At 61.5% G+C, this 21,745-nt stretch carries 19 protein-coding genes and 1 tRNA gene; 10 read left to right on the top strand and 10 right to left on the bottom strand.

The window, feature by feature from the left end; all coding sequences use genetic code 11:
• Positions 1-12: 12 nt before the first annotated feature.
• The 7 genes from I6E58_RS01340 to I6E58_RS01310 form a co-directional block, all read right to left on the bottom strand.
• Positions 13-1,707 (bottom strand): protein kinase, encoded by a 1,695-nt coding sequence (locus I6E58_RS01340; protein WP_197129573.1) that lies wholly within the window; start codon positions 1,705-1,707, stop codon positions 13-15.
• On the bottom strand, positions 1,704-3,158 hold the full coding sequence (locus I6E58_RS01335) for a penicillin-binding protein 2 (RefSeq protein ID WP_129072634.1): 1,455 nt from the start codon (positions 3,156-3,158) through the stop codon (positions 1,704-1,706). Before I6E58_RS01335 ends, I6E58_RS01340 begins: the two co-directional genes overlap by 4 nt.
• Positions 3,155-4,600 (bottom strand): FtsW/RodA/SpoVE family cell cycle protein, encoded by a 1,446-nt coding sequence (locus I6E58_RS01330; protein ID WP_197129571.1) that lies wholly within the window; start codon positions 4,598-4,600, stop codon positions 3,155-3,157. Before I6E58_RS01330 ends, I6E58_RS01335 begins: the two co-directional genes overlap by 4 nt.
• Positions 4,584-5,828, bottom strand: a complete 1,245-nt coding sequence (locus tag I6E58_RS01325; protein WP_197129568.1) for a PP2C family serine/threonine-protein phosphatase — start codon at positions 5,826-5,828, stop codon at positions 4,584-4,586. Before I6E58_RS01325 ends, I6E58_RS01330 begins: the two co-directional genes overlap by 17 nt.
• 4 nt (positions 5,829-5,832) lie before the next feature.
• Positions 5,833-6,354, bottom strand: a complete 522-nt coding sequence (locus I6E58_RS01320; protein ID WP_197129564.1) for an FHA domain-containing protein — start codon at positions 6,352-6,354, stop codon at positions 5,833-5,835.
• The gene (locus I6E58_RS01315) at positions 6,351-7,067 is read right to left on the bottom strand and encodes a DUF3662 and FHA domain-containing protein (RefSeq protein WP_129072638.1); all 717 of its coding nucleotides are present in this window, start codon (positions 7,065-7,067) and stop codon (positions 6,351-6,353) included. The genes I6E58_RS01320 and I6E58_RS01315 overlap by 4 nt, the downstream gene beginning before the upstream one ends.
• Positions 7,068-7,147: 80 nt before the next feature.
• Complete coding sequence (locus I6E58_RS01310; RefSeq protein ID WP_307841916.1) at positions 7,148-7,867, bottom strand: M23 family metallopeptidase; 720 nt, start codon at positions 7,865-7,867, stop codon at positions 7,148-7,150.
• A 210-nt stretch (positions 7,868-8,077) separates the two neighbouring features.
• Between I6E58_RS01310 and I6E58_RS01305 the strand changes: the two genes are divergently transcribed.
• A tRNA-Leu gene (locus I6E58_RS01305) sits at positions 8,078-8,161 on the top strand.
• Between the two features lie 125 nt (positions 8,162-8,286).
• On the opposite strand, the gene pdxY is transcribed toward I6E58_RS01305, so the two are convergent.
• Entirely contained in the window at positions 8,287-9,138 is an 852-nt protein-coding gene (pdxY, locus tag I6E58_RS01300) for a pyridoxal kinase PdxY (RefSeq protein ID WP_197129561.1), read from the bottom strand.
• A 161-nt stretch (positions 9,139-9,299) separates the two neighbouring features.
• Between pdxY and I6E58_RS01295 the strand changes: the two genes are divergently transcribed.
• Positions 9,300-10,178, top strand: a complete 879-nt coding sequence (locus tag I6E58_RS01295; RefSeq protein WP_197129558.1) for a restriction endonuclease — start codon at positions 9,300-9,302, stop codon at positions 10,176-10,178.
• Here I6E58_RS01295 and I6E58_RS01290 read toward each other — a convergent pair.
• Both I6E58_RS01290 and I6E58_RS01285 read right to left on the bottom strand, forming a co-directional pair.
• The gene (locus tag I6E58_RS01290) at positions 10,175-10,588 is read right to left on the bottom strand and encodes a DUF2834 domain-containing protein (protein WP_231595109.1); all 414 of its coding nucleotides are present in this window, start codon (positions 10,586-10,588) and stop codon (positions 10,175-10,177) included. The genes I6E58_RS01295 and I6E58_RS01290 overlap by 4 nt on opposite strands.
• Complete coding sequence (locus tag I6E58_RS01285) at positions 10,563-11,627, bottom strand: LacI family DNA-binding transcriptional regulator (RefSeq protein WP_197129556.1); 1,065 nt, start codon at positions 11,625-11,627, stop codon at positions 10,563-10,565. The genes I6E58_RS01290 and I6E58_RS01285 overlap by 26 nt, the downstream gene beginning before the upstream one ends.
• A 280-nt stretch (positions 11,628-11,907) precedes the next feature.
• On the opposite strand from I6E58_RS01285, the gene I6E58_RS01280 reads away from it, so the two are divergent.
• The 8 genes from I6E58_RS01280 to I6E58_RS01245 all read left to right on the top strand — a co-directional run bounded on the left by I6E58_RS01280 (position 11,908) and on the right by I6E58_RS01245 (position 21,732).
• A complete protein-coding gene (locus I6E58_RS01280) occupies positions 11,908-13,206 on the top strand; it encodes an ABC transporter substrate-binding protein (protein WP_197129553.1) in 1,299 nt (432 codons plus the stop codon).
• Between the two features lie 74 nt (positions 13,207-13,280).
• On the top strand, positions 13,281-14,240 hold the full coding sequence (locus tag I6E58_RS01275; protein WP_197129551.1) for a carbohydrate ABC transporter permease: 960 nt from the start codon (positions 13,281-13,283) through the stop codon (positions 14,238-14,240).
• Between the two features lie 2 nt (positions 14,241-14,242).
• Positions 14,243-15,178, top strand: coding sequence for a carbohydrate ABC transporter permease (locus tag I6E58_RS01270; protein ID WP_197129548.1), 936 nt, complete (start codon positions 14,243-14,245; stop codon positions 15,176-15,178).
• A gap of 74 nt (positions 15,179-15,252) precedes the next feature.
• Positions 15,253-16,017, top strand: coding sequence for an SDR family NAD(P)-dependent oxidoreductase (locus I6E58_RS01265; protein WP_197129546.1), 765 nt, complete (start codon positions 15,253-15,255; stop codon positions 16,015-16,017).
• Complete coding sequence (locus I6E58_RS01260) at positions 16,014-17,858, top strand: heparinase II/III family protein (RefSeq protein WP_197129544.1); 1,845 nt, start codon at positions 16,014-16,016, stop codon at positions 17,856-17,858. The genes I6E58_RS01265 and I6E58_RS01260 overlap by 4 nt, the downstream gene beginning before the upstream one ends.
• Complete coding sequence (locus tag I6E58_RS01255) at positions 17,855-19,885, top strand: DUF4962 domain-containing protein (RefSeq protein WP_197129543.1); 2,031 nt, start codon at positions 17,855-17,857, stop codon at positions 19,883-19,885. The genes I6E58_RS01260 and I6E58_RS01255 overlap by 4 nt, the downstream gene beginning before the upstream one ends.
• The gene (locus I6E58_RS01250) at positions 19,882-20,535 is read left to right on the top strand and encodes a DUF624 domain-containing protein (RefSeq protein WP_197129541.1); all 654 of its coding nucleotides are present in this window, start codon (positions 19,882-19,884) and stop codon (positions 20,533-20,535) included. The genes I6E58_RS01255 and I6E58_RS01250 overlap by 4 nt, the downstream gene beginning before the upstream one ends.
• 3 nt (positions 20,536-20,538) lie before the next feature.
• Positions 20,539-21,732 carry an MFS transporter gene (locus I6E58_RS01245; protein ID WP_197129539.1) on the top strand — a complete coding sequence of 398 codons (1,194 nt, stop codon included), beginning with the start codon at positions 20,539-20,541 and terminating at the stop codon, positions 21,730-21,732.
• Positions 21,733-21,745 lie beyond the last annotated feature (13 nt).

The following is a 21,745-nucleotide window of genomic DNA, read 5'->3' as shown; positions in this document are numbered from 1 at the left end:
GCCGATCACTGCTTACGGAGCGGGATCTGTAACCGTAACGATGACTTGCTCCGACATGGGCGACGCGACAAGACCGTCGCACGTGACCGAGTAGGAGATCTTTGTCGAGACAGTCGAGTCCTCGCCAAGAACGATGTCGAACGACGTGGCATCCTTGTCGTATTCAGACGGCCCGGCGCTCGGCCCACCCTGAACGAGGAAGTTATACGACGACAGGGCATGCCCTGCGGGGCAATCGCTGTAGGTATTCCACTTCACGGTGACAGTGTCACCGGGATTGTAGGGGCCTGCGGGTTCGAGCAGGTTCGCTTGAGGCTGAGGTGCGGTCGGCGTCTCAGGAATCTCATCGTAGAAACGAACGGTGATCGTTTCACCGATCGCGACGTTTCCTACCGGTGCCGCCGAGTAAGAGCGACCGACGTCGTTTGACGTTGGAGCCTCAGACCCGGTTTGAGCGTCGAGCAAGAGACCCTTTTCTTCGAGCAACTGCTCAACAGCGTCTCGTGTGCGGTTGAGTAGCTCGTCTTCCGTCAGCGACACCTTGGTGGGCGGTGCTGACGTCGACGGGGCGGGCTCTGGAGCGACCGAAACAGTTGGTGTGGCGCTGGTTGGTGGGGCTTCTTCTTCTCCCGGGCTTGCGAGTAGAGCGATAATCGCACCGATCAGAACAACTGCGAGCAAGGAAATGAGCGCGACGATCGGCCACGTCCATGCGTTGCGTGGTTTCGATTCTGCGGCGATCTCTGCAGCGGTCGGGGCTTCACCGGGCGCGCTAGCGGTGTTGAGTACTCGCGTGGCTTGGGTTGCATTGCCGTAGTTGAGTCCAACAGTTGCCGCGTGAGAGTTGTCGCCCATGATTCCGGGCACGGCAGCGGCGGCAGCCGCGATGTCTCCGCGACGGAGCGACTGGGCGGCACGCGAAAGATGCGACGCGGATGACGGGCGGTCGCCTGGCGACTTAGCCAAGCAGGCATACACAAGGTTGCGAACCGGTTCTGCAACGGTGATCGGCAGCTCAGGCGGAGTCTCGTTGATCTGAGCCATGGCGATCGCCACTTGAGACTCGCCCGTAAATGGACGACGCCCTGCCAACGCCTCGTAAGCGACGATACCGAGCGAATAGATGTCGGTGGTGGGGGAGGCGGGATGACCACTGGCCTGCTCTGGCGAGAGGTACTGCACCGTGCCCATGACCTGGCCGGTCGCTGTGAGCGGTACTTGATCGGCGATGCGCGCAATGCCGAAGTCAGTGATCTTCACCCGGCCCTCAGGGGTGATGAGAAGGTTGCCGGGCTTGATGTCGCGATGGACGAGTCCTGCGGCGTGAGCAGCTTGAAGTGCGGCCGCTGTCTGCGCGACCATGTCGAGCACGCGATCGGGATCGAGTACTCGTTCGCGCTCGAGAATGGCGCTGAGTGCTTCGCCGGGTACGAGCTCCATAACGAGGTAGGCGCTGCCATCCTCTTCGCCGTAGTCGAAGACGTTCGCGATGCCCTCGTGGTTCACCAGAGCGGCGTGGCGGGCCTCTGCACGGAAACGCTCGAGGAATCCGGGGTCTCCCAGATATTCATCCTTGAGGATCTTAATCGCGACCGTTCGACCGATCACGAGGTCGGTTGCTTCCCAGACCTCGCCCATGCCACCGATCGCTACGCGACTGGACAGCTGGTATCTACCGCCGAAAGTGAGTCCGCTAGTCGGTCTCATTTGTTTAGCACCGCCTCTAGTACTTGACGCCCAATTGGTGCGGAAAGCCCGCTGGAGGTTCCGGACTGTCCTAGCCCGCCACCATCCTGAACCACTACCGCCACAACAACCTCTGGATCATTTGCCGGCGCGAATCCAGTGAACCATAGTGTGTATGGCTCACCTTCTCCGTTCTCTGCTGTACCGGTCTTTCCTGCGACCTCAACGCCATCGATCGCGGCAGTGTTTGCTGCACCGTTATCGACCCCATTCACCATCATCTGGGTCAAGGATGCTGCGGTTTCGGCACTGACTGCTTGGTTGAACAACGTTGGTTCGAAGGACTGGATGGTTGTGAGGTCGGACGAAACGACGCTCTCAACAAGATTAGGTTGCATGATATTACCGCCGTTGGCGATCGCCATCGACACCATCGCCATTTGCAAAGGGGAAGCGCGCACGCTCGACTGACCGAAGGCGGAGAGCATCGTCTGAGGGCGATCTAGCGCGCTGGGGTAGACACTCTCGGTCGAGACGAGGGGTACCGAAACGCTCTCGTTGAAACCGAACCTTTCGGCCTGTTCCCGAATCGCGTTAGAACCAAGAGCATCGCCTAATTGCGCGAACGGAATGTTGCACGACAATTGGATGGCCGTGGCGATCGTGGCTGTGCTGCCCGAGCCGCACGTGCCAGAGTCGGCGTTGCTGATCTCGAAAGTGCTCTCCGGCAACTGCAGCGAAGCGGGGTTCGGGAACGTGCTTTCGGCGGTGTAGTCGCCGCTTTCGAGAGCGGCTGCCGCAACAACAAGCTTGAACGTCGATCCCGGAGGGTCGAGAGGCCCAGCGAGCGTGCGGTTGTAGAAAGGCTCATCGGCGTCGTTCAACAAGCGAGTGTAGGCGTCGATGACCTCGGCGCTGTCGTGAACTGCCAACTCGTTGGGGTCGTACGAAGGCTTCGAGACCATCGCGAGGATCTCACCCGTCTTGGGCTTGATCGCGATGACGGCTCCCTTGAGGTCACCCAGCGCGTCCCATGCTGCTTGCTGGATAACGGGATCGATAGTCAGTTCTACCGCGGCGCCCGTGGGGTTCTGGCCCGTAAGAATCGAGTTCACCTGGTCGAAGAACTGATCATTCGACGAGCCACTGAGGTAGTCGTTGAGCGAGTGTTCGAGCCCGGTGTTGCCTTGATTCAGGGTGAGGTATCCCGTGATCGGCGCATACAACTCGCCCTTCGGGTATACCCGCAAGAACTTGAATTCGTCATCGACCGGCTCGGAGTACGCAATAGGTTCGCCATTGACAAGGATCGGACCACGTTCGGCTGAGTAGCTTGCGTAGAGCGTGCGAACGTTTCGGCCATCCGCCTGCAGCTGATCAGCGGTGACGACCTGAATAACGGAGCTCGAGATAAACAAGCTCACGAACATGAGCAGCACGACGGTGCTCACACGCTTGAGTTCGCGGTTCACTGTCCCACCACCAATCGGTTTTCGATAGACGGTTCCACGACCAACTGTGGTTGGTGTCGAACGGTGTCGGAGAGGCGCAGCAGGAGGGCCGCAATAATCCAGTTAGCAACGAGCGATGAACCACCCGCAGCGAGGAAGGGAGTGGTGAGTCCGGTCAGCGGAATGACGCGGGTGACGCCGCCGATGACGACAAAGACCTGCAGTGCGATCACAAAAGCGAGACCGACACCAAGGAGGCGGCCGAAATCATCTTGACCGGCAAAGCCGATACGGAATCCACGAGACACAAAGAGAAGGTACAACGCGAGAATTGCGAAGATGCCGATAAGGCCGAGTTCTTCTCCGAGAGCGGAGATGATGTAGTCGCTCTCCGCGAGAGGGGTGATCTCAGGACTTCCCCGGCCAAGACCGGTACCGATGAGCCCGCCATCCGCGAGCCCGAACAGGCCCTGCACGAGTTGATAGCTGCCGCCCGTCGCGTCGTACACTGCTGGATCGAAGGGGTTGAGCCAGGCATCAATGCGTCCGGAAATGTAGGTCAAGAAGCGACTCGCGACGAACGCTCCGCCGAGGAACATGGCCATACCGAGAAGGATCCAACTGGAACGCCCTGTTGCGACGTAGATCATGACAAGGAAGAGACCGAAGTAGAGAAGCGCCGTTCCCATGTCGCGCTGAAAAATCAACACCAACATGGAGGCGACGAATACAACGAAGATCGGGCCGAGGTCGCGAGCTCGGGGGAACGTCATCCCCATGAATTTGCGACCGACCATCGACAAGGAATCGCGGGCTGAAACCAAGTACCCCGCGAAGAACACTGCCAGGGCGATCTTGGCGAGTTCGCCAGGCTGGAAAGAGAAAGGACCGATTTGAACCCACAGGCGCGCGCCGAACCGAGTGTCGCCAATGATGGGAGCGAGCGGGAGCAGGAGCAGCGCAATACCGCTGAACATTGCGATGTAGCGATAACGCTGAAGAACACGGTGATTCTTGATGATGAGCAGTACCGCGATTGCAATCGCGATTGCGATACCGGTCCAGATGATCTGGCGAACTCCTCCACTGCTCCAACCAGTGAGTTCATCGGCGATATCGAGACGGTAGATCATGGCAATACCGATGCCGTTCAGCACGGTAATGATGGGCAAGATCAGCGGATCCGCATCGCGAGCGGTCACTCGCAGGGTGATGTGCATGGCGAACACCAACGCCCCAAGCACCCCGGAAAGTGCGAGAACGGTGAAATCGAGGCTGCCGAGCGCGCCCAGCTGCACGAGTGCGATGGCCCCCAGATTGATCGCGATCGCCACAATAACCAAGAGCAATTCGAGGTTGCGCAGCCGTGCGGGCACGCGGAGCTTGAGCCGGATGTTTTCAGTGATAGCCCGCGGGACCGCCGTGGCAGAGGCGCGGGTCTCAGCGCTAGGGGACTTGGGCATCAGACAACATTCCTACAATGCGACGGGCATCCGCGAGGTCACGCGCGTTGATGGTGTTTTCGACACTGGCACGCAGGTACAGCGGAAGATCGACGACTCGAACATCAGTGACTTGATAGATATGAGACAGCGAAATAGGGCCGATGTCCTGCTGGACACCCTGGTAAATCGCTACGTTGCCATCCTCGATGCCCACGTACAACTGCTGTTGGGTGTACTGGTAGCCGAGGACCAGACCGGCAACGATCGCGGCGATCGTGAGAGTGATGAAGGTAATCCAGGAGATGCGACGGCGGCGAACACGACGGCGGTCTTCGCGAATAATCGCTTGGAAGTACTCGTCAGATTCGGGCTCGAAGTGGCTGTCGTCTGGCTGCGTTGCCTTCAACGGATGCAGCAAAAGGTTCGGCAAGCGCGTCTGCTTCTTGGCGACTGTCGGCTCGAATGACAGCGGTGAAGCAGCGGAACCGACCATCAGGGGTGGCTCGTGAGAAGACGTGTCGTCATCGCCGACATCCACCACAACAACGGTGACGTTGTCAGGGGCACCTTGATCAAGGCTGGCTTGAACGAGTCGTTCAGTGGCAACCCGCGGATCGGTGACGCGACGCAAGGTTGCGGCGATCTTGTCTTCGGTAACGAAGCTGCTCAAGCCATCCGAGCAGAGCAACCATCGGTCACCTGGCTGGGTGGCGAAGACCTCGGTGTCGATTTCGGGCGACGCATCGACATCTCCCAGAACGCGCATAAGAACGGAACGGCGCGGATGCACAGCGGCCTCTTCGAGAGTGATGCGGCCACTTTCGACCAGTCGCTGCACAAAAGTGTGGTCGTGCGTCATCTGCGTCATCTCGCCCTGACGCAGCAGGTAAATGCGCGAGTCACCGATGTGCGCCATGGCCATCTTGTTGCCAACGCGGATCATTCCACTCACCGTGGTGCCCATGCCGGTGAGCTCGTTGTGCTCGATTACGGTGTCAGAGAGTATCGCGTTCGCGGCGAGGAGAGTGTCATGGAGCACCTGAGCGGCGTCGTCAGCTGACTCAAAACTGCGATCGGCCTCGACAACGTGCTTGATCGTGATCGCCGAAGCAACATCGCCACCCGCATGGCCTCCCATACCGTCAGCGACGATGAAGAGATGGCTGCCGGCGTAGGCGCTGTCCTGGTTGTTAGCCCGAACCTTGCCCACATGGGATGCGGCAGCACTGTTGCCCGGCGTGGCCATTCAGCTACCGCCGCAGTTCGAAGCTAGTAGTGCCGATCTTGATGGCAGTATTCAACGGAATTGGCGTCGGAACGCTCACGCGCTGGCCCGCCAGAAACGTGCCGTTGGTGGAATCAAGATCTTGAACAACCCAGCTATCCGCCCAACGCAGCAAGCGCGCGTGATGGGTTGAGGTGTAATCGTCGCGAATAACAAGCCCGGACTCACTTGAGCGACCGATAGTGAGTTGCTCTTCGGGGAGCGCAATTTCGAGCCCCTCCTTTGAACCAGAAACGATCACGAGCCGAGTGGCATCGAGCGAGCTTCCAGACGCGGCGACGGGCTGGACCGGTCGAGTGGCTTGCGCGGCGACCGGGGTAGACGGAGTCGAGGGCGCCTGCTGTGCCTGGGCAGCGCTTTGCACGGGCATCCGCCGCACCTTCTCACCAAAGAGATCGGAGCGCAGTGCGTAAACGATCGCGAAGATGAAGCCCCACATGATCGCGAGGAATGCGATGCGCAGCAGCAGAAGCGTGAGTTCACTCACAGGGGGAACCCCCGGTCATTGCGGCGAGCAGCGGACTGGTCGGCATCGGCAGATTGGGCAAGCACACGGAACACGATACGGGTTCGACCGATATCAATCACGGATTCCGGCGCGAGTGGTGCGCGAGAAACTGGCGATCCGTTCAATTTTGACCCGTTTGTGGAGTTTAGGTCGTTCACTTCGGCGCGCGAACCGTCCCAGAGGATCTCTACGTGCTTGCGAGAAATTCCGTTGTCGTCAACCGTGATGTCGGCTTCGCTACCGCGACCGATGATGGTGCGGGAGTGGGCGAGAGTGTGACGCGTGCCGTTGATGTCGACCACCGGAGTCCATGCAACGGTGCCCTTAACGCTGATTGAGTCGACCTCGATCATGCCTTGGCTGAGGGAATCGTCGGGCGCCAGAACGATAGAGATACCGCCGGAGAAGGAGTAGTGCTGAGCCGTGGCATGCCGTTGCACGAGTTCAGTCAACTCGGAAATCAAAGTGCTGCCGAGCCCTGCCATTCGCTGGTAGTCGGTATCGCTCAGGCGAACGGTGAAATTGTTGGGCACGAGGATGCGGTCGCGCGACACAACAGCGGCCTGCGTGTCGAGTTCGCGGCGCAGGGCGCTGGTGATTTCGACGGGCTGCAGACCACTTTTAAAGGTCTTTGCGAATGCGCCGTTTACTGCGCGTTCGAGACCTCGCTCAAAGTTGTCCAGAAGACCCAAAGCTCTCCTCGTAGTGGCTCGGTGTAGTACGTCGATGTTAGCCGGTGTGTGAAGCTAACCCGTTACCCAGGGTCGAGCTATTAGGGAAGAAGGCCCATGGGGTCAACGCGGGTGCCATTGACGTAGGTCTCGAAGTGGAGGTGGGCGACAGTGACGTAGCCGGTGGAACCGCTGAGCCCGAGAGGCGTTCCCGCTGACACGGTCTGGCCAGGCGAGACCATTTGCGAACCGGCGATCATGTGGGCGTACAGGGTCGAAACTCCGCTGCCGTGGTCGACCTTGACGTACTGGCCCCAGCCGCCGCCGTAGGTGACTTCGGTCACAACACCGGGGGAGGCAGAGACTAGCGTTGCGCCGCTGCCGGTCATGATGTCGATGCCGCCGTGGAATTCTCCACCGTCGCGGTAACCGAATCCGTCGTTTACCGGAGCATTGGCAGGCCACACGGCCAAGAAGCCAGCGAATTCACCGCTGTAGCTACCGGCAAACGAACCTGAAGGCCCTGCGGTGTAGGTCTCGACGACGGGCTCTGGCTCAGGCTCGGGTTCTTTGATGCTCAGCTTGTCGCGCTTTGCGGCACTGATTTCGGTTTCGACCGAAGAGGCGAAGGACTGGATCGGCACGCTTTGAACGGGCTCGGTGGTGGCGACAGCAACAGACTGCTGCAAAACGGCGGATGCCGATGCTGCGGAAGCGGTGGATTCGATGTCGCGCGACGAAGGCTCCATGTGTGCTGCGGCTGGAACAGTCACGCTCACGACAACTGCCATGATCGCGCTGAGTGTCAGCAATCGTTTCACGCGGTAACCCCCAGGGGTGTGGTCTGTTTTCTGTCTGGTTGGACAGTTTTGGATCAAGTCTGGTTGAACCCGTGGCTTTAGGCACACGGACAGCTATCGACCCTATATGACAAAGCTGTGAATCGTCACTAAACATCTTCATGCTCACGAATCGTTGAACACCCTGACGCTGTGATAATCTCACTCAGTTGAGTGTTCAACTCAACCCACGCGTGAGTGGCGGAATTGGTAGACGCGCACGGTTCAGGTCCGTGTGTTCGAAAGGACGTGGGGGTTCAAGTCCCCCCTCGCGCACAGTGCAATCGCACAGCAGAGGTAAGAGAAAAGGCCCACCGGTTGGTGGGCCTTTTCTTGTTGGTCTGGGTCTTGTTGGTCTGTGCCTTATTGGCCCGCAGGGACTGGCTCTGGTTCTCCGGCGCCTAGCGAACCTGGCGCGACGTGAACTGCATCTGCGGGTTTGCGTAAAACTCTTGCGACTCCACTAGCTGCAACTCGCGTTCGCCCGACTCGAGAGTTTTGGTGAGCAGGTCGAAGACACTGGATGCCGTGCGAGCCAGGGCATCGGCGGCGTCGCCGGTGCGCACGAAGTGGGCGGTGAAGAGGGCGGCGGTCACGTCGCCGGAACCGTTGGCCTTCATGGGCAGCTGCGGGGTCTGCACGATCCAAGCTCCGGCATCCGTCACGACCATCATCTCGATGGTGTCGGGTTCGCGGTCGGGGCGCTCAACGCTCGTGACGAGAACCGTGCTCGGGCCCATGGCGCGGGCGAGATCGGCGGATGCGAGCGTCGACTCGATCGTGTCGGGTTCGGTTTCGGTGAGGAAGCCCAGCTCGAACTGGTTGGGCGTGATGATGTCGGCGACGGGAACAACACGCTCGCGCAGCAGGATCGGGATGGCCGGGGCCACGAAGCATCCGGATTTCGCATTGCCCATTACGGGATCGCACGCGTAAATCGCGTTGGGGTTCGCTGCCTTGACGCGCGCAACGGCGTCGATGATGACATCGCCGATGCCCTCGCCGCCCTGATAGCCCGAGAGGATGACGTCGATCTGGGGGAAGACCCCGCGGTCCTCGACGCCCGCAATGACCTCGGAGACGTCACTGGGGTCGATCATCGGCCCCCGCCAAGCGCCGTAGCCCGTGTGGTTCGAGAAGTTGACCGTATAGACCGGTACAACCTCGACGCCGATGCGCTGCAGCGGGAACACCGCAGCGGAGTTACCGACATGACCAAACGCGACTGCGGACTGAATCGAGAGGATCTTCATCCTTTGATTCTCCCACCTTCTATTAGAGGCTGCTGGCACCCGCGGGTGCGCTAGCGCCGGCCGAGCTCTAGGAGCTTGCGCTCGCGGCCCAGGCTGCACGCTCAGCGATATCTCGTGCCGTGCCCCGCGCCATCCTGCCTTTGAGGTGCGATCATGTTCCAATGAGATCCGTCAATTCCGCACGTGAACTTGGCGCGAAGTTTGCGCGAAATTTCCCAGACCTTCGAGCCTCTGACGCCGACATTCGCACCGCTGTCGATTCGATTCTCACCCCACAAATCAAGCTCAACAAAAGCGACCTCGAACGCAAAGCTGACCAACGAGGCGCACTCGCGGCGGTCGGAGTCATGTCAGCCCTGGTGCTGGGTGGGGTCGCGTATTGGTACGGCAAGTCCGAAGTCGTCGTAGTTAAAGAAGTGACTGACTCGATACCGGTGTTATGGGCCGCAGCCATTGTTTTTCTTGTGCTCTCGGTCACAGTTTTTATTTCGTTCTCGCACATCAGGCAAGAGGCGAATGACGCTCGCTTCTTCCATATTGTTTCGATGAGGAAAGCTGCATTCGAGGGAGCAATTCATGTTCTGGATAGGAGAAGGCGCCGTGAGGGGATTTCCACATCGAGAGGAGTTGCACGCGATTCAGCCCGTCCGGACCGGATTAGCACGGGTGTGACGCCGCGAGGCGCTGAAAGCCTCGTGGCGCAGTGGATGCGCCATTTAGGTGAGGTAAACGCTGAGGTAACTCCCTTCCGAGGCGACGGAGGAGTCGATGTCGCTGGAGGCAGATACATCGCACAGGTGAAACACTTCGCCGGCTCTGTTGGCGTGGCCCCTGTGAGGGAACTAGCCGGGGTGGCAAGCGACGATGGCAGACTCCCACTCTTCTTCACCAGTACCGGATACTCATCAGGCGCGGTGGCGTTCGCTAACCGGCTAGAAATTGCTCTATTTGTCTACGATGTAGCGGGGGCCGAGCTTCGCGCAGTCAACCCATTGGCGTTGACGCTGTTGAAGCGCGGGCTCGGTCAACAGGTTACCTAGCGCCGGCCGAGCTCCACGAGCTTGCGCTCGCGCATCGCGAGGAACAGCGGGAAGGTGAACGCGAAGGCCGTGATGCCCGAGAGCACGATGTAGAGCCAGGCCCGCTTCATCCCGAGGCGCCGCGCTTCGATGATGATCAGGATGCTGCCCGCGACAGCAACCACTAAGAGGTCGACGCCGAGTGAGTTGACGGCGGGGCCGTTGCCGAACCAGTCGCCGAGGAAGTTGCGCATTTGCACGATTGCTAGCGCGTTGAAGACCCACGTGCCGACTAGGCCGATGATGGAGAGCACCGCGAACGTGATCGCGGTGGCGTTCCAGTGGCGCAGCAGGGCGGGGCGGTCTCGCTGGGGTGCGGGTGCGGGTTCCGGTGCGGCCGGCTGCTTAGGGTCGTGCGGCTGAGGAGACATGTTCTGTCGATTCTCGCACCACAAGCTCGGGGCGCAAGAGAACGGAACTGCCGGGATCGGTGGATTCGTTGGAGCCACGCTCGATGGCCTCCGACACGGCGAGCTGCGCCATCCGGGTGATGGGTTGGCGAACGCTTGTGAGCGGCGGGTCGTAGAGGTCGGCGAGGATGATGTCGTCAAAGCCGATCACGGACACATCGTGTCCGACCTTGAGGCCGAGATCGCGGAGCCCGCGGCAGAATCCCAGTGCCGTCATGTCGTTGATCGCTACCACCGCGGTCGGCGCAATCTTGGGATCAGCGAAGAGATCGCGCGCTGCGGCTCGCCCCACCTCGGCGGCTTCGACATCACCGAAGTGCGAAGCATCCATCCCGGTCCACTGCGGCATATCGGCAACCGAGAGCCCAGCAGCTTCGAGAGCATCGCAGTACCCGCGGTAGCGCGCTGAGCGGTTCACCGAGCGGATTGAGCCCGACACGAAGGCGATGCTCGTGTGACCGAGCTCGAGGAGATGCGCGGTGGCGACTTGGCCACCCACATTGTTGTCGATGCTGATGCTCACGACAGATTGTGGGTCATTCGGCTGGGCCGGCCGGTCGAACGTGACGAGGCGCAGACCTTCGTCGATGACGTGGCTGACGTGATCGAGCGACGGGAGCGAGGTGCACAGGATGATGCTGCGTACGCCGTCTTCCCACAGCTCTTCGACGTAGCGGCGTTCGCGTTCGGGATCGCGCTCACTGTTGCAGAGCAGAACACTGCAGCCCAAAGCCAGGGCAGCGACTTCCACTTCGTGCGCGAAGGCGCCCCAGAAAGGGTTGCCGACCGAGGGCACGACGAGGCCCACGGTTTGAGTTTTGCCGTTGCGCAGCTGGCGAGCAGCACGATTGGGGCGGTAGCCAAGCTCTGCGATCGCGGCCTCGATGCGAGTTCGCGTTGCCGCGACCATCCGGCCCTGACGGTCATTCAAAAAATTGGAGACGGTACTGGGGGAGACCCCAGCAGCTTGCGCCACGTGCTGGATGGTTACTCGAGCCACGCGACCTCCTTCGGTTGTTGGCGATCCTGATGATCGTCGTTTTAGTGTAACGATTTATTGAACTTCGGCAAGCAGTGGTCCAGCAAGTACGTGCCTTGTGAGAGTAATTTCATCGTCGCCCTTGACTCTCAGAGAATGACTCGTCTATGGTCAGTGCATCGTTACACCGATTTCACCCACCCCCCTAGGAAATCGGTTAGGAATCGAATGAGCCGACGACGACGTCGCGGAACGAAGGCACTGGAGCCGTCGCTCAATCTCAGCTTGAGAGGACATGCACATGGAAGTGAAGTCACGAATGCGCCGCACAGCATCGGTCGCGATGGTGGCCCTGTTGGGTCTCGGTCTCGCCGCCTGTTCAGCCGGAGAAGCAGACGCCGATCTGAACCCCGATGAGGTTTCGGGCGAGATCAGCCTGCTCACCCCCATTTTTGAAGGAAGCCCCGGGCAAGACCTTCTCGAAGACGAGCTGCTTCCGCAGTTCTACGAGGAGTACCCCAACGTCACGGTCAACGTGGACTACACGACCTACGGCAACCTGAACGAGAAACTCACTACGGCGGTCGTTTCCGGTCTCGTCCCCGATGTCATGCTCATGGGCGTCGGCTGGATCGAGGCGTTCGCCGACAAGGGCGTGCTCGCCGACCTCGGTGAACTCGGCCTCAGCGAAGCTGACCTCAAGGAGAGCTACACCGACGAGATCGTCGAAGCCGGCATGTGGGACGGCAACGTCTACGCCGTACCGATCATGCTCGACACCCGCTTCGGAGTCGCTCGCATGGACATCCTCAAGGAAGCTGGCTACGACAGCCCGCCCTCCTCGTGGGAAGAGCTCATTGAAATCGCTGAAGCGACCACCGTGCGTTCGTCAAATGGTTCGCTTGAACGCGCTGGCTTCGACATGATGTCGTTGGATGCTCGTCAGGCGTTCGAGACAATGCTCTTCTCTGCCGGCGGCGCACTTTTCAATGAGGATGCCACCGCTCCCGCTTTCAACAGTGATGAAGGTGTTGCGGCCCTGGGCCTCATGGCTGACATGGTGAACGAGTACGAAGTGGAAGACATCGGCTTCACCTCAACGGACGACATCGTGAACCCGCTCATCAACGGGCGCGCCGCAATGGGAATCGCCCACAACAACCTCTGGACGCAGGCGCTCGAAGCGGATGAAACCGTACTCGACAACCTCGAGCCCTTCGTTATTCAGGGCGATGCATCCGGAATGTTCTTCGGTGGAACCTTGGCGACCGTTGCTAACAACTCGAAGAACCCCCAGGCTGCCCGCGCACTGCTCGAGTTCCTGTCGAGCCCGGACGCTGCACTCGCCGCCAACGAACAGCGCGGAAACGTGCCGGCTCTGACCGAATTGCTCGACTCCGACTACGTGCAGTCGAATCGCTTCGTTCAGTTCGCGATGGAAAACCTTGACGTCGCTCAGCGCGAAGGTGGCCCGGCTCAGTGGCTCGAAGTCCGTGGCGACTTCGCCCCTGCCGTTCAAGCAGCTCTGCTTGGTCAGAAGTCAGCGGAAGAGGCCCTTGATGACCTCGCCGCGCTCGTTCAGACCTCGATAGACCGCTAGTTCTTCCCCCGGATGCTCGGGTACTCCACGTACCCGAGCATCCCTCTTCCCAGCACCACACACACGAGGGCGTGATGACTACTACAGACCACCAGCCAGTGCAGGTCGCGAAAGCGGCGCCTGTGCCCGGCACGGCAACAGCACCTCCGCGCAAGCGCAAGCGGATCAGTATGGCCGAGAAGAAACGGCGACGTGCTGGTTGGCTGATGATCACGCCATCCGTGATTCACGTTGGTCTCTGGACGCTGATCCCCGTCATCGCGACCTTCTACCTCTCCTTCACGGACTACGGCATCTTCTCGGCGCCAAAGTGGATCTGGTTCGACAACTACGTTGAGATGTTCAGCGACCCGGTCTTCATGCAGTCGATCGGCAACACCATTTGGTACACCTTCTGGACCGTGCCCGTGTCGATGGCCGTCGCCGTTGTCGTAGCGGTGCTGCTCAATCAGGGCCTCAAGCTGCAGAAGTTTTACCGCACCGCCTTCTTCCTCCCGCAGGTCACCGCCACCGTCGCCATCGCGATGGTGTGGCTCTGGATCTTCAACCCGCAGTACGGTCTGCTCAACGCCATGCTCGAATCCGTGGGCCTCCCCGGGCAAGCGTGGCTCGTTGACCCGCAGTGGGCACTGCCCTCCGTGATTCTGGTCGGTGCGTGGCAGGGCATCGGTATCAAGATGCTCATTTACATCGCGGCCCTGCAGAACATCGACGAATCGCTTTATGAGGCAGCCTCGCTCGACGGCGCATCGTCGGTGCGCAAGTTCTTCAGCATCACCGTTCCGATGCTCAAGCCGGCCACGTTCTTCGTCTTCATCATCTCGATCATCGGAGCCTTCCAAGTCTTCGACCAGATCTACGTGCTCACCGACGGTGGGCCCGCAAACGCAACCACGATGATGACCTACGAGGTCTACCGCTCGGCGTTTCAGGAGTTCCGGATGGGAATGGCATCGGCTCAGTCGGTCGCCCTGTTCGCTTTCCTGCTCGTTGTCACCCTCATCAGCCGTCGTGCCACGAAAGAAGAGGACTAGCGATGACTCTCCCCACCATCAAGGCCCTCGCGATCAGCGAAGAGATCACGGTCGCACCCCGCAAGCGCTGGTTCCATCACGCCAAGGGGCGTCAGGCGGTGCTCGTCAATGTGCTGCTCAGCTTGGGCGCAATCACGATGCTCGTGCCGTTCCTCTGGATGGTGCTGACGAGCCTCAAGTCGCCGGCCGAGCTGGCCCAGTTTCCGCCAACGGTGCTCCCGCAGGAGTGGATGTGGAGCAACTACGCCGCGACTCTGGATGCTGCGCCGTTCGGCCTCTACTTTCGCAACAGCCTGGTGATCGCGACGACTCACACGCTCATCACCATCGCCCTCGGAGCGATGGCGGGATACTCGCTTGCTCGCATCTACTTCCGCGGGCGTGAAGCGATCTTCCTCGCGTTTATCGCGATGCTGATGATCCCCACCTACACGAAGATCGTGCCGCAGTTCTTGCTCGTGAAGTTCATGCCCCTGTTCGGTGGCAACGACATCCTCGGCCAAGGCGGTAGCGGTTGGTTGGACACGTGGTGGGCACTCATCATTCCTGGTGGGCTCAGCGCATCCGCCATCTTCCTCTTTCGACAGTTCTATTTGTCGCTGCCAAAAGACCTCGAAGAGGCTGCCCGTATTGATGGGCTGGGCGAGTTCCGCATCTTCGCGCAGATCTATACGCCGCTCATCAAGCCGGCCATCGCGACGGTGGGGCTGCTCACCTTCCAAGAGAGCTGGAACAACTTCCTCTGGCCACTGCTCGTCACGACCAGTAGCGACCTGCGCGTGATCCAGGTGGGGCTTGCGGTCTTCCAGCAGCTCGACAACACGCAATGGCAGTACCTGATGGCGGGAACCACGATGGCGACAGTGCCCATGGTGATCCTGTTCATCTTCGCCCAGAAGTACTTCATTCAGGGCTTCACTAACGCCGGCATCAAGTAGCCGCACCCCCTTCACGAACGGTTGCTCTAGTGGCAGCCGCCCATCCAACAAATAGATAGGCACGGTAGATAGACATGAGCATTGACCTCACCGGACGACGCGCACTCGTTACAGGCGCAGGAGCAGGAATCGGCGCGGCCATCGCGAAAGCACTGGCGGCGGCAGGAGCTGACGTTGTGGTGCACTACGCCCACAGTGAAGCGGGAGCCACAGCGGTAAAGGAAGAGATCGAAGCGGGCGGACGACGCTCGCTCGCCGTTCAGGCCGACCTCACCGATTCAGCGCAGGCGACCACCTTGGTGGATGCGGCCGTGGAATTTCTGGGCGGCCTCGACATCCTCGTCAACAACGCCGGCCACTTGGTGGGCCGCGCGACCATCCCCGAGACCACGGATGAGCGCTGGAACGAGATCATGGATGTGAACGTGGCCAGCACGTTCTTCACTACCAGGCAGGCCCTTCCCGCGCTCGCCGAGTCGGAGCACGGCCGCATCATCACGATGGCGTCGCTTGCCGCCGAAAACGGTGGCGGTGCGGGGTCGGTTGTTTACGCGACCTCGAAGGCTGCCGTGGTCGGTTTCACTCGGGCGCTGGCCAAGGAGATCGCCGGCAAGAAGATCACCGTGAACGCAGTTGCTCCCGGCTTCATCGGCGAGACCGCCTTCCACGAGACGTTCACCCCGGGCGAGGCCCAGAAGAACATCGTCGCGGGTATTCCGCTCGGTCGGGCAGGCACCGCGGGCGACGTTGCCGACGTTGCCCTGTTCTTGGCCTCTGACCTCTCGTCGTACGTCACGGGCCAGGTTGTCGACATCAACGGAGGCCTCAACTTCCGATGAGTTCTGTTCCGCAGCAGCCGGGTGGGTGGTGGCATGACTATGTCTGCCCCACGCATGGCATCGAGTTGGGCGCCCGCGACGGCGACGAGTTTCTGTGCGACCACGGCTGTCGCCTCACGGGCGACAAGGTCGAGGCCGCGTGGCTCGCGCTTGAACATCAAGCGCTCGCTCGTGCCGCCCGAGTTGCTGCGCGACGGTATGCGTTGCACGGCGAGGCGGCCGATCGAGAACGGGCCATCGAGCTCGTTCTCGACTACTCCGCTCTCTACGTGCAGATCTCGGCCGGCGGCTGGAGCGACAAGAGCGAATCGTGGATGCTGCAGGGCAAGCTCTTCGCTCAGGCGCTCTCTGAGGCGCAGTGGGCTGTCGGTTTTGCCGATGCGATCATCACGCTGGGGCCGCTTCCCGAACTTCGCGAGTCGACCGATCTCAGCCGCACCCTCGACGGATTGGCCGCGACACTGGCCGAGTCGCGCCGCATCCTCGTGGAGGATCGTGACGATCAGCGCAGCAACTACACCGCGTGGCTGGATGCCGCCGCCCGGCTGGTAGCGCTGGCCTCGCACACGCTGGGCGGGCCCGCGGTCGCACCACACTTTGCGGCGGTGGTCTTCGACCATATGCAACTCGCGGTACGTTCCGACGGGTGGGAGTGGGAGGCATCCACCTACTATCACGTGTTCGTTTTACGGGCCTATCTTCTGGGGCTGCGCGGAATCGAACTGGCGGAACTTCCGGCCGACGCCGTCGACACGCTCCGTCGCATGATCGACGTGCTGGTCTCGATCGCGGCGCCCGATGGTTTCTTGCCCGCGCTGCACGACGGCCCCTATGACCGGGACGCGATGCACCGCGAAGTGCTTGAAATTTGCACGCTGGGAGTGCAGCTCTTCAGCGATACCGGCTTGGCGACTGTGCAGTCGTGGGTCGTTGAAAGACTTGGTGCTGACCACGATGGTCTCGAGTGGATGCTCGATGGCTGGTTTGTGGGAGCACCGCTTGACCGCGCACCGGTGGTGGTCGGTTCGCGAGCATTCGAGGATGCCGGGTATGTCGTGTTGCGTGATTCACGCAACCGCATGGTCGGCATCCTCGATGCTGGACCGCACGGCGGAGCCCACGGTCACTTCGACAAGCTCGCGCTCTACCTTTATGGCGATGGCCCGAAATGGCAGCCGGCTCCGGCTGTGCCGCCGTATGGGCATGCGCTTCGTCACTCGTACTACGCGCGCACGATCGCGCATCCGACCGTTCGCGTTGACGGCGCTGACCAGGTCGAAGCCAGTGCTGAAATTACCGAATGGGATGCTGCGGCCTCTCGCGTCACGGCCGTGACGACGACCGCGATCGAGGGCGTTCGACTGAGCCGCACCGTGCAACTCGCAGACGGACTGCTCGTGGATGTCGTGCACGTCGTCTGCGATGACGGCGAACCCCACGAGATCTCGCTTGGCCTTCGCCCGGCCGTTGACTTCAGTGTTGTGGTGGCGGGTGACTCGTGGCGTTCGACTTGGGGCGCTGCTTCGGGCGCAGGCTTGACGGGCGCTCATGCGAAGCCAACCCTGAGCCGCGGGCAAGCAGGCTTGACCGGCTGGCATCGCGCATCCGGCAACGCCACGCTCGAACTGGCCGCGGGCCGCGGGCCATCGGATGACCCCAGCCGTCTGCAGCATGTTGGCGACTGGTCGATGACCGCCAGCGCCGCAACTTTCGTGAGCGTGTACTCCTTCGACCCCGAGTTCAGCCTCGACACTGTCGAAGCCGACTTCTCTGACACCGCAGTGCGGATCACGATCCCCACTGCCGCCCCCGACTCATCACTAATAGAGGTAGGACTGTGACCAACATCGCCGAGACCACAACCCCCACATCATCGACCGCAGCTTCACTTTCGTCGGCAACGGGCCGCGCGATGCTCATCGGCGACCGCGAGCAGCAGCTGCGCAGCGAACTTGATGGCAGCAGGAGCGCGCAGTTCCGTCGACTGCTCGAGGAGTGTGAGCGCGCGAAGGGGATGGAACTTCCGCAGGAACACCCGCTGGCATCCATCACCTATTTCGGGCCGGGCTCGGCGAACCTTGCGCTTGCCTACCGATTGACCGGGCAAGAGGCCTACCTCGAAGAGTTGCGTCGTTGGTTGGCCCCGCCGCTGTCGTTCCCGCACTGGGGCAAGGCAAATCTGCCCGACCACGATCTCGATGCCGGCTGGATTCTGCACGGGCTCTCGCTCGCGTATTCGTGGGCCGGCGATGCGCTGCGTCCCGAAGAGAAGCAGGTGCTCGAAGACAAACTGTTGCTGCAGGGCCAGCGCATGTACGAGTTCGCTGTGGAGAAAGAGGGCGGATGGTGGTCGTCGTCGTACTGGCAGAACCACAACTGGATTTGCTACGCGGGCCTCGCGACCGCCGGCTATGCCCTGCAAGAGAAGTACCCCGAAGCGAAGGCGTGGACTGAGCGCGCCAAGGACAACTTCGGCAAGGTTCTCGACGCGCTTCCCGACGACGGTTCTAACAACGAAGGCGTCGTCTATTGGCGCTACGGGGTGCCGTGGATCGCGAGCTACCTTGACGTGCTGCGCGACCAAGAAGGTCTCGACTGGTTCAACCGCGGCACCTACTTGAAGGAGACCTTCTGGTACCGCCTCTACCAAGCGGCTCCCGATCTGGAACGCATCGTTGACCACGGTGACTGCCACGACCGCCGCAGCGGGCATCCGCTCGCCCTCTATTACAAGCTCGCTGCCGAATACCGCATTCCGCAGGCGCAGTGGTTGGCCAACAAGGTGTCGACCGAGTTCTACTGGCGCGAAGCGTACGAGAGTGGAGTGCGGCCCGGCGTTCGTCCCGAGGCGTATCAAGAGCTGCTCTGGTTCGACCCCACGGTTGAGCCGGCCGGCCCGGAAACTCTTCCGCCGAGCAAGTACTTCGAAGACCTCGGACTCGTCGTCGGGCGCAGCTCGTGGGATGAGCAGGCGAGCCTCGTCTCGTTCAAAGCATCGCCCGGTGGCGGTCACAAAGCGTGGGATCAGTCGCACCGCCAGCGCAAGGAGAACGGCTGGGTCACGCTCAACGCGGGACACCACCACCCCGACTCAGGTTCGTTTGTGTTCCTCGGGAACGGCTCGTACTTGGCGATCGACGAAGGCTATTCGTCGCGCAAACTCACTGAGCACCACAACTCGATCCTGATCGACGGCAACGGCTTCGTGAATGAAGACCGGTACCACGTGTTCGAAGAGCTGGCCGAGGAGTTCACGGCAGAAATTCTGACGACAACGATCAAGGATGGCTGGACGCACGCGGTGAGCGAGTCCTCCGCGATGTACGCCCGTGACCTTGGTGTCACGCGGGTGCGCCGTCACCTCGTCATGACGCCCGGCGGAACCCTCGTGATCGCCGACGACCTCGCCGCCGACCAGCCCCGCACCTGGACGTGGTTGCTCCAGACCGACAACGCACCCGTTGCTCTCGGCGACAAGCGCTGGCGAGCGGATGCTGGACACGGTGTCATGCCGATCGCTGCGCTCGACGACAATGCGGCCAGTGAGATTGTCGAAACGGCCGTACACGCCAACCCCACGTCATCCACGCCGAGCCTGGCGATTAGCAAGAAGCAGCACACGCTCAAGCGCGTGAGCGAGCCGACGACGAGTGCTCGCTTCGTCACGGTGCTTGAGTCGCGTCGCTGGGATGACACTGCCCCGGCGAGCATTCGTTACGACGTCGCTGCCGGCGGAGTACGTGTGGAGATCGAGCGCGACGGAGTGACCGAAACCGTATCGTTGGGCTTTGATGGCGACGCTCCGACTTTGGGCGCAACAGCCGTCGTGGGCGAAGGATTCCAGGGGAGCACGAGCACGCACCGATGAGACAGCGACCGCAACGACCGCAGGCCACGAGACGGTCTCCCCGCTGGGAGACCTCTCTGCTCGGTGCGCTCGCTTACCCGGGAAATATCTTCCTGGGGTCGCTTGCGGTGCTCATCTTGTCGCTCGGCATCATCACGGTGCTGCCGGCCGCGGTCGCGCTCGCTCGCGCCTTCGCGCTTTGGAATGTCACGAACGACGACAAAGTCTTCACGAACACGTTCCGGCAGTTTCGGGATACGTGGCGACGCACGCTGGGCCTCGGCGCCATCGCGATCGTCGTATTCGCGATCTTGGTGGCCGACGGCGTCTTCCTCGCGGCGCAGCTCACGAGCACGGGCGATCCGCTCGCGCTCATGTTTGCCGCCGCCGTGATGCCGATCGCCGCCGCGGTGGGCGTGTTCGCCGTCGCGCTGACGGCTGCCTCGACGATCCTTCCCGAAGCGGATGCCCGCACCTGGGCCCGTGAGGGATTCGTGTTGATGCTGCAGCATCCGCGTCGCTCGCTGCTCGTGTTGCTCACGCTGGCGGTCGTGATCGTGGGCTCGGTTCTGCTGCCGAGCCTCGCGCCGTTCGTAGTCATCGCGGTGCCGGTGTACGTGGGAGTGCGGGCCTGGGGCCCGCGTCCGCCTGCGAACGACGAGCAGGATTAGGGCGTGGCAAAGCGTCCACCGGTCTCGTTTGCGCTGAAGGTTCTCTACAGCGATACCTTCATCATGGCCGTTGGTTTTTACATGCTCGTCCCGTTGTTGGCGTATCACTTTCTGCAAGATCTGACCCTCACGATTGCGGTCGTTGCGGCGTTGACGGCACTCCGTACGGCGGCCCAAAACGGGATGATGCCGATTGCCGGGTGGGTTGCCGACCGCATCAACTTTCGCCGCGCCATCCTGATCGGGGTGCTCATTCGGGCTTCGGGCTTCGCCATGCTGGGCACCGTAGATTCGGTGCCGTTGCTCGTGGTGGCGTCGATTCTCACGGGGCTGGGCGGTGCGTTGTTTCACCCCGCCAGCTATTCGGCGTATGCCGCCCTCACGACCGGCAGCGACCGCATCCGGGTGTATTCGACGCGCGAGGTCGTGAGCAACGTCGGCTTCATCGTCGGCCCGATCATCGGCGGGTTCTTAGCGGGCGCTGACTTTGCTTTCGTGAGTTTGTCGGCGGCCGGGATGTTCGTGATCGCGTTCATCATTAGCGCGTTCGGTTTGCCCGGACCGGGGGAGGACGACAAGGCCCGCACCCCGCCGCGCTTGCGAGTGGCCTTCGCCGACCTCGCGTTCGTGCGGTATTGCGCGCTCGTGGCGGGCACCGCGGTGCTCGTCGCTCAGTTCTATCTCGTGATCCCATTCCGGGCCGCCGAGTTCACCTCGGGCCCGTCCGATCTCGGTTTCATCTACTCGGGCGCCGCGATCGTGATGGTACTCACGATGCTGCCGCTCACGGGTGCCGCCAACCGTTTTCTGCCTGACCGCGTCACCCTCGCCGGCGCGACAACGTGTCTGGGTGTCGGCGTCGGCATCATGGGACTTTCGACCAATCTGGTCGGGATGCTCGTGGGCGTTGCCGTGTTCATCGTCGGCCAAATGCTTGCGCAGCCCGTGCTCAACGCCACCGTGTCGCGCTTTGCCCCGGAAGGCTCAGTCGCTAGCTACTTCGGAGTGCAGGGCCTCGCCAACGCGATCGGTGGCGTCGTGGGAAGCAGCTCGGCGGGAGTGATCTACGCGCGCGCCGGCTCGGGCGAGCCCGGGGCCGAGTGGGTCTGGCTGACGTACCCCGCGTGGGCGGTCATCGTCGCGGTGCTGTTTGTGGCGTTTGGGCCGCGGGCACACCGGATGCCAGCGAACACATAGGGGGAGCTAGCGG

It is taken from the genome of Salinibacterium sp. SWN1162, assembly GCF_015864675.1.
Lineage (GTDB): Bacteria > Actinomycetota > Actinomycetes > Actinomycetales > Microbacteriaceae > Rhodoglobus.
The sequence above is the reverse complement of the archived record's forward strand: the minus strand, read 5'-3'. Positions and strand labels throughout refer to the sequence as shown.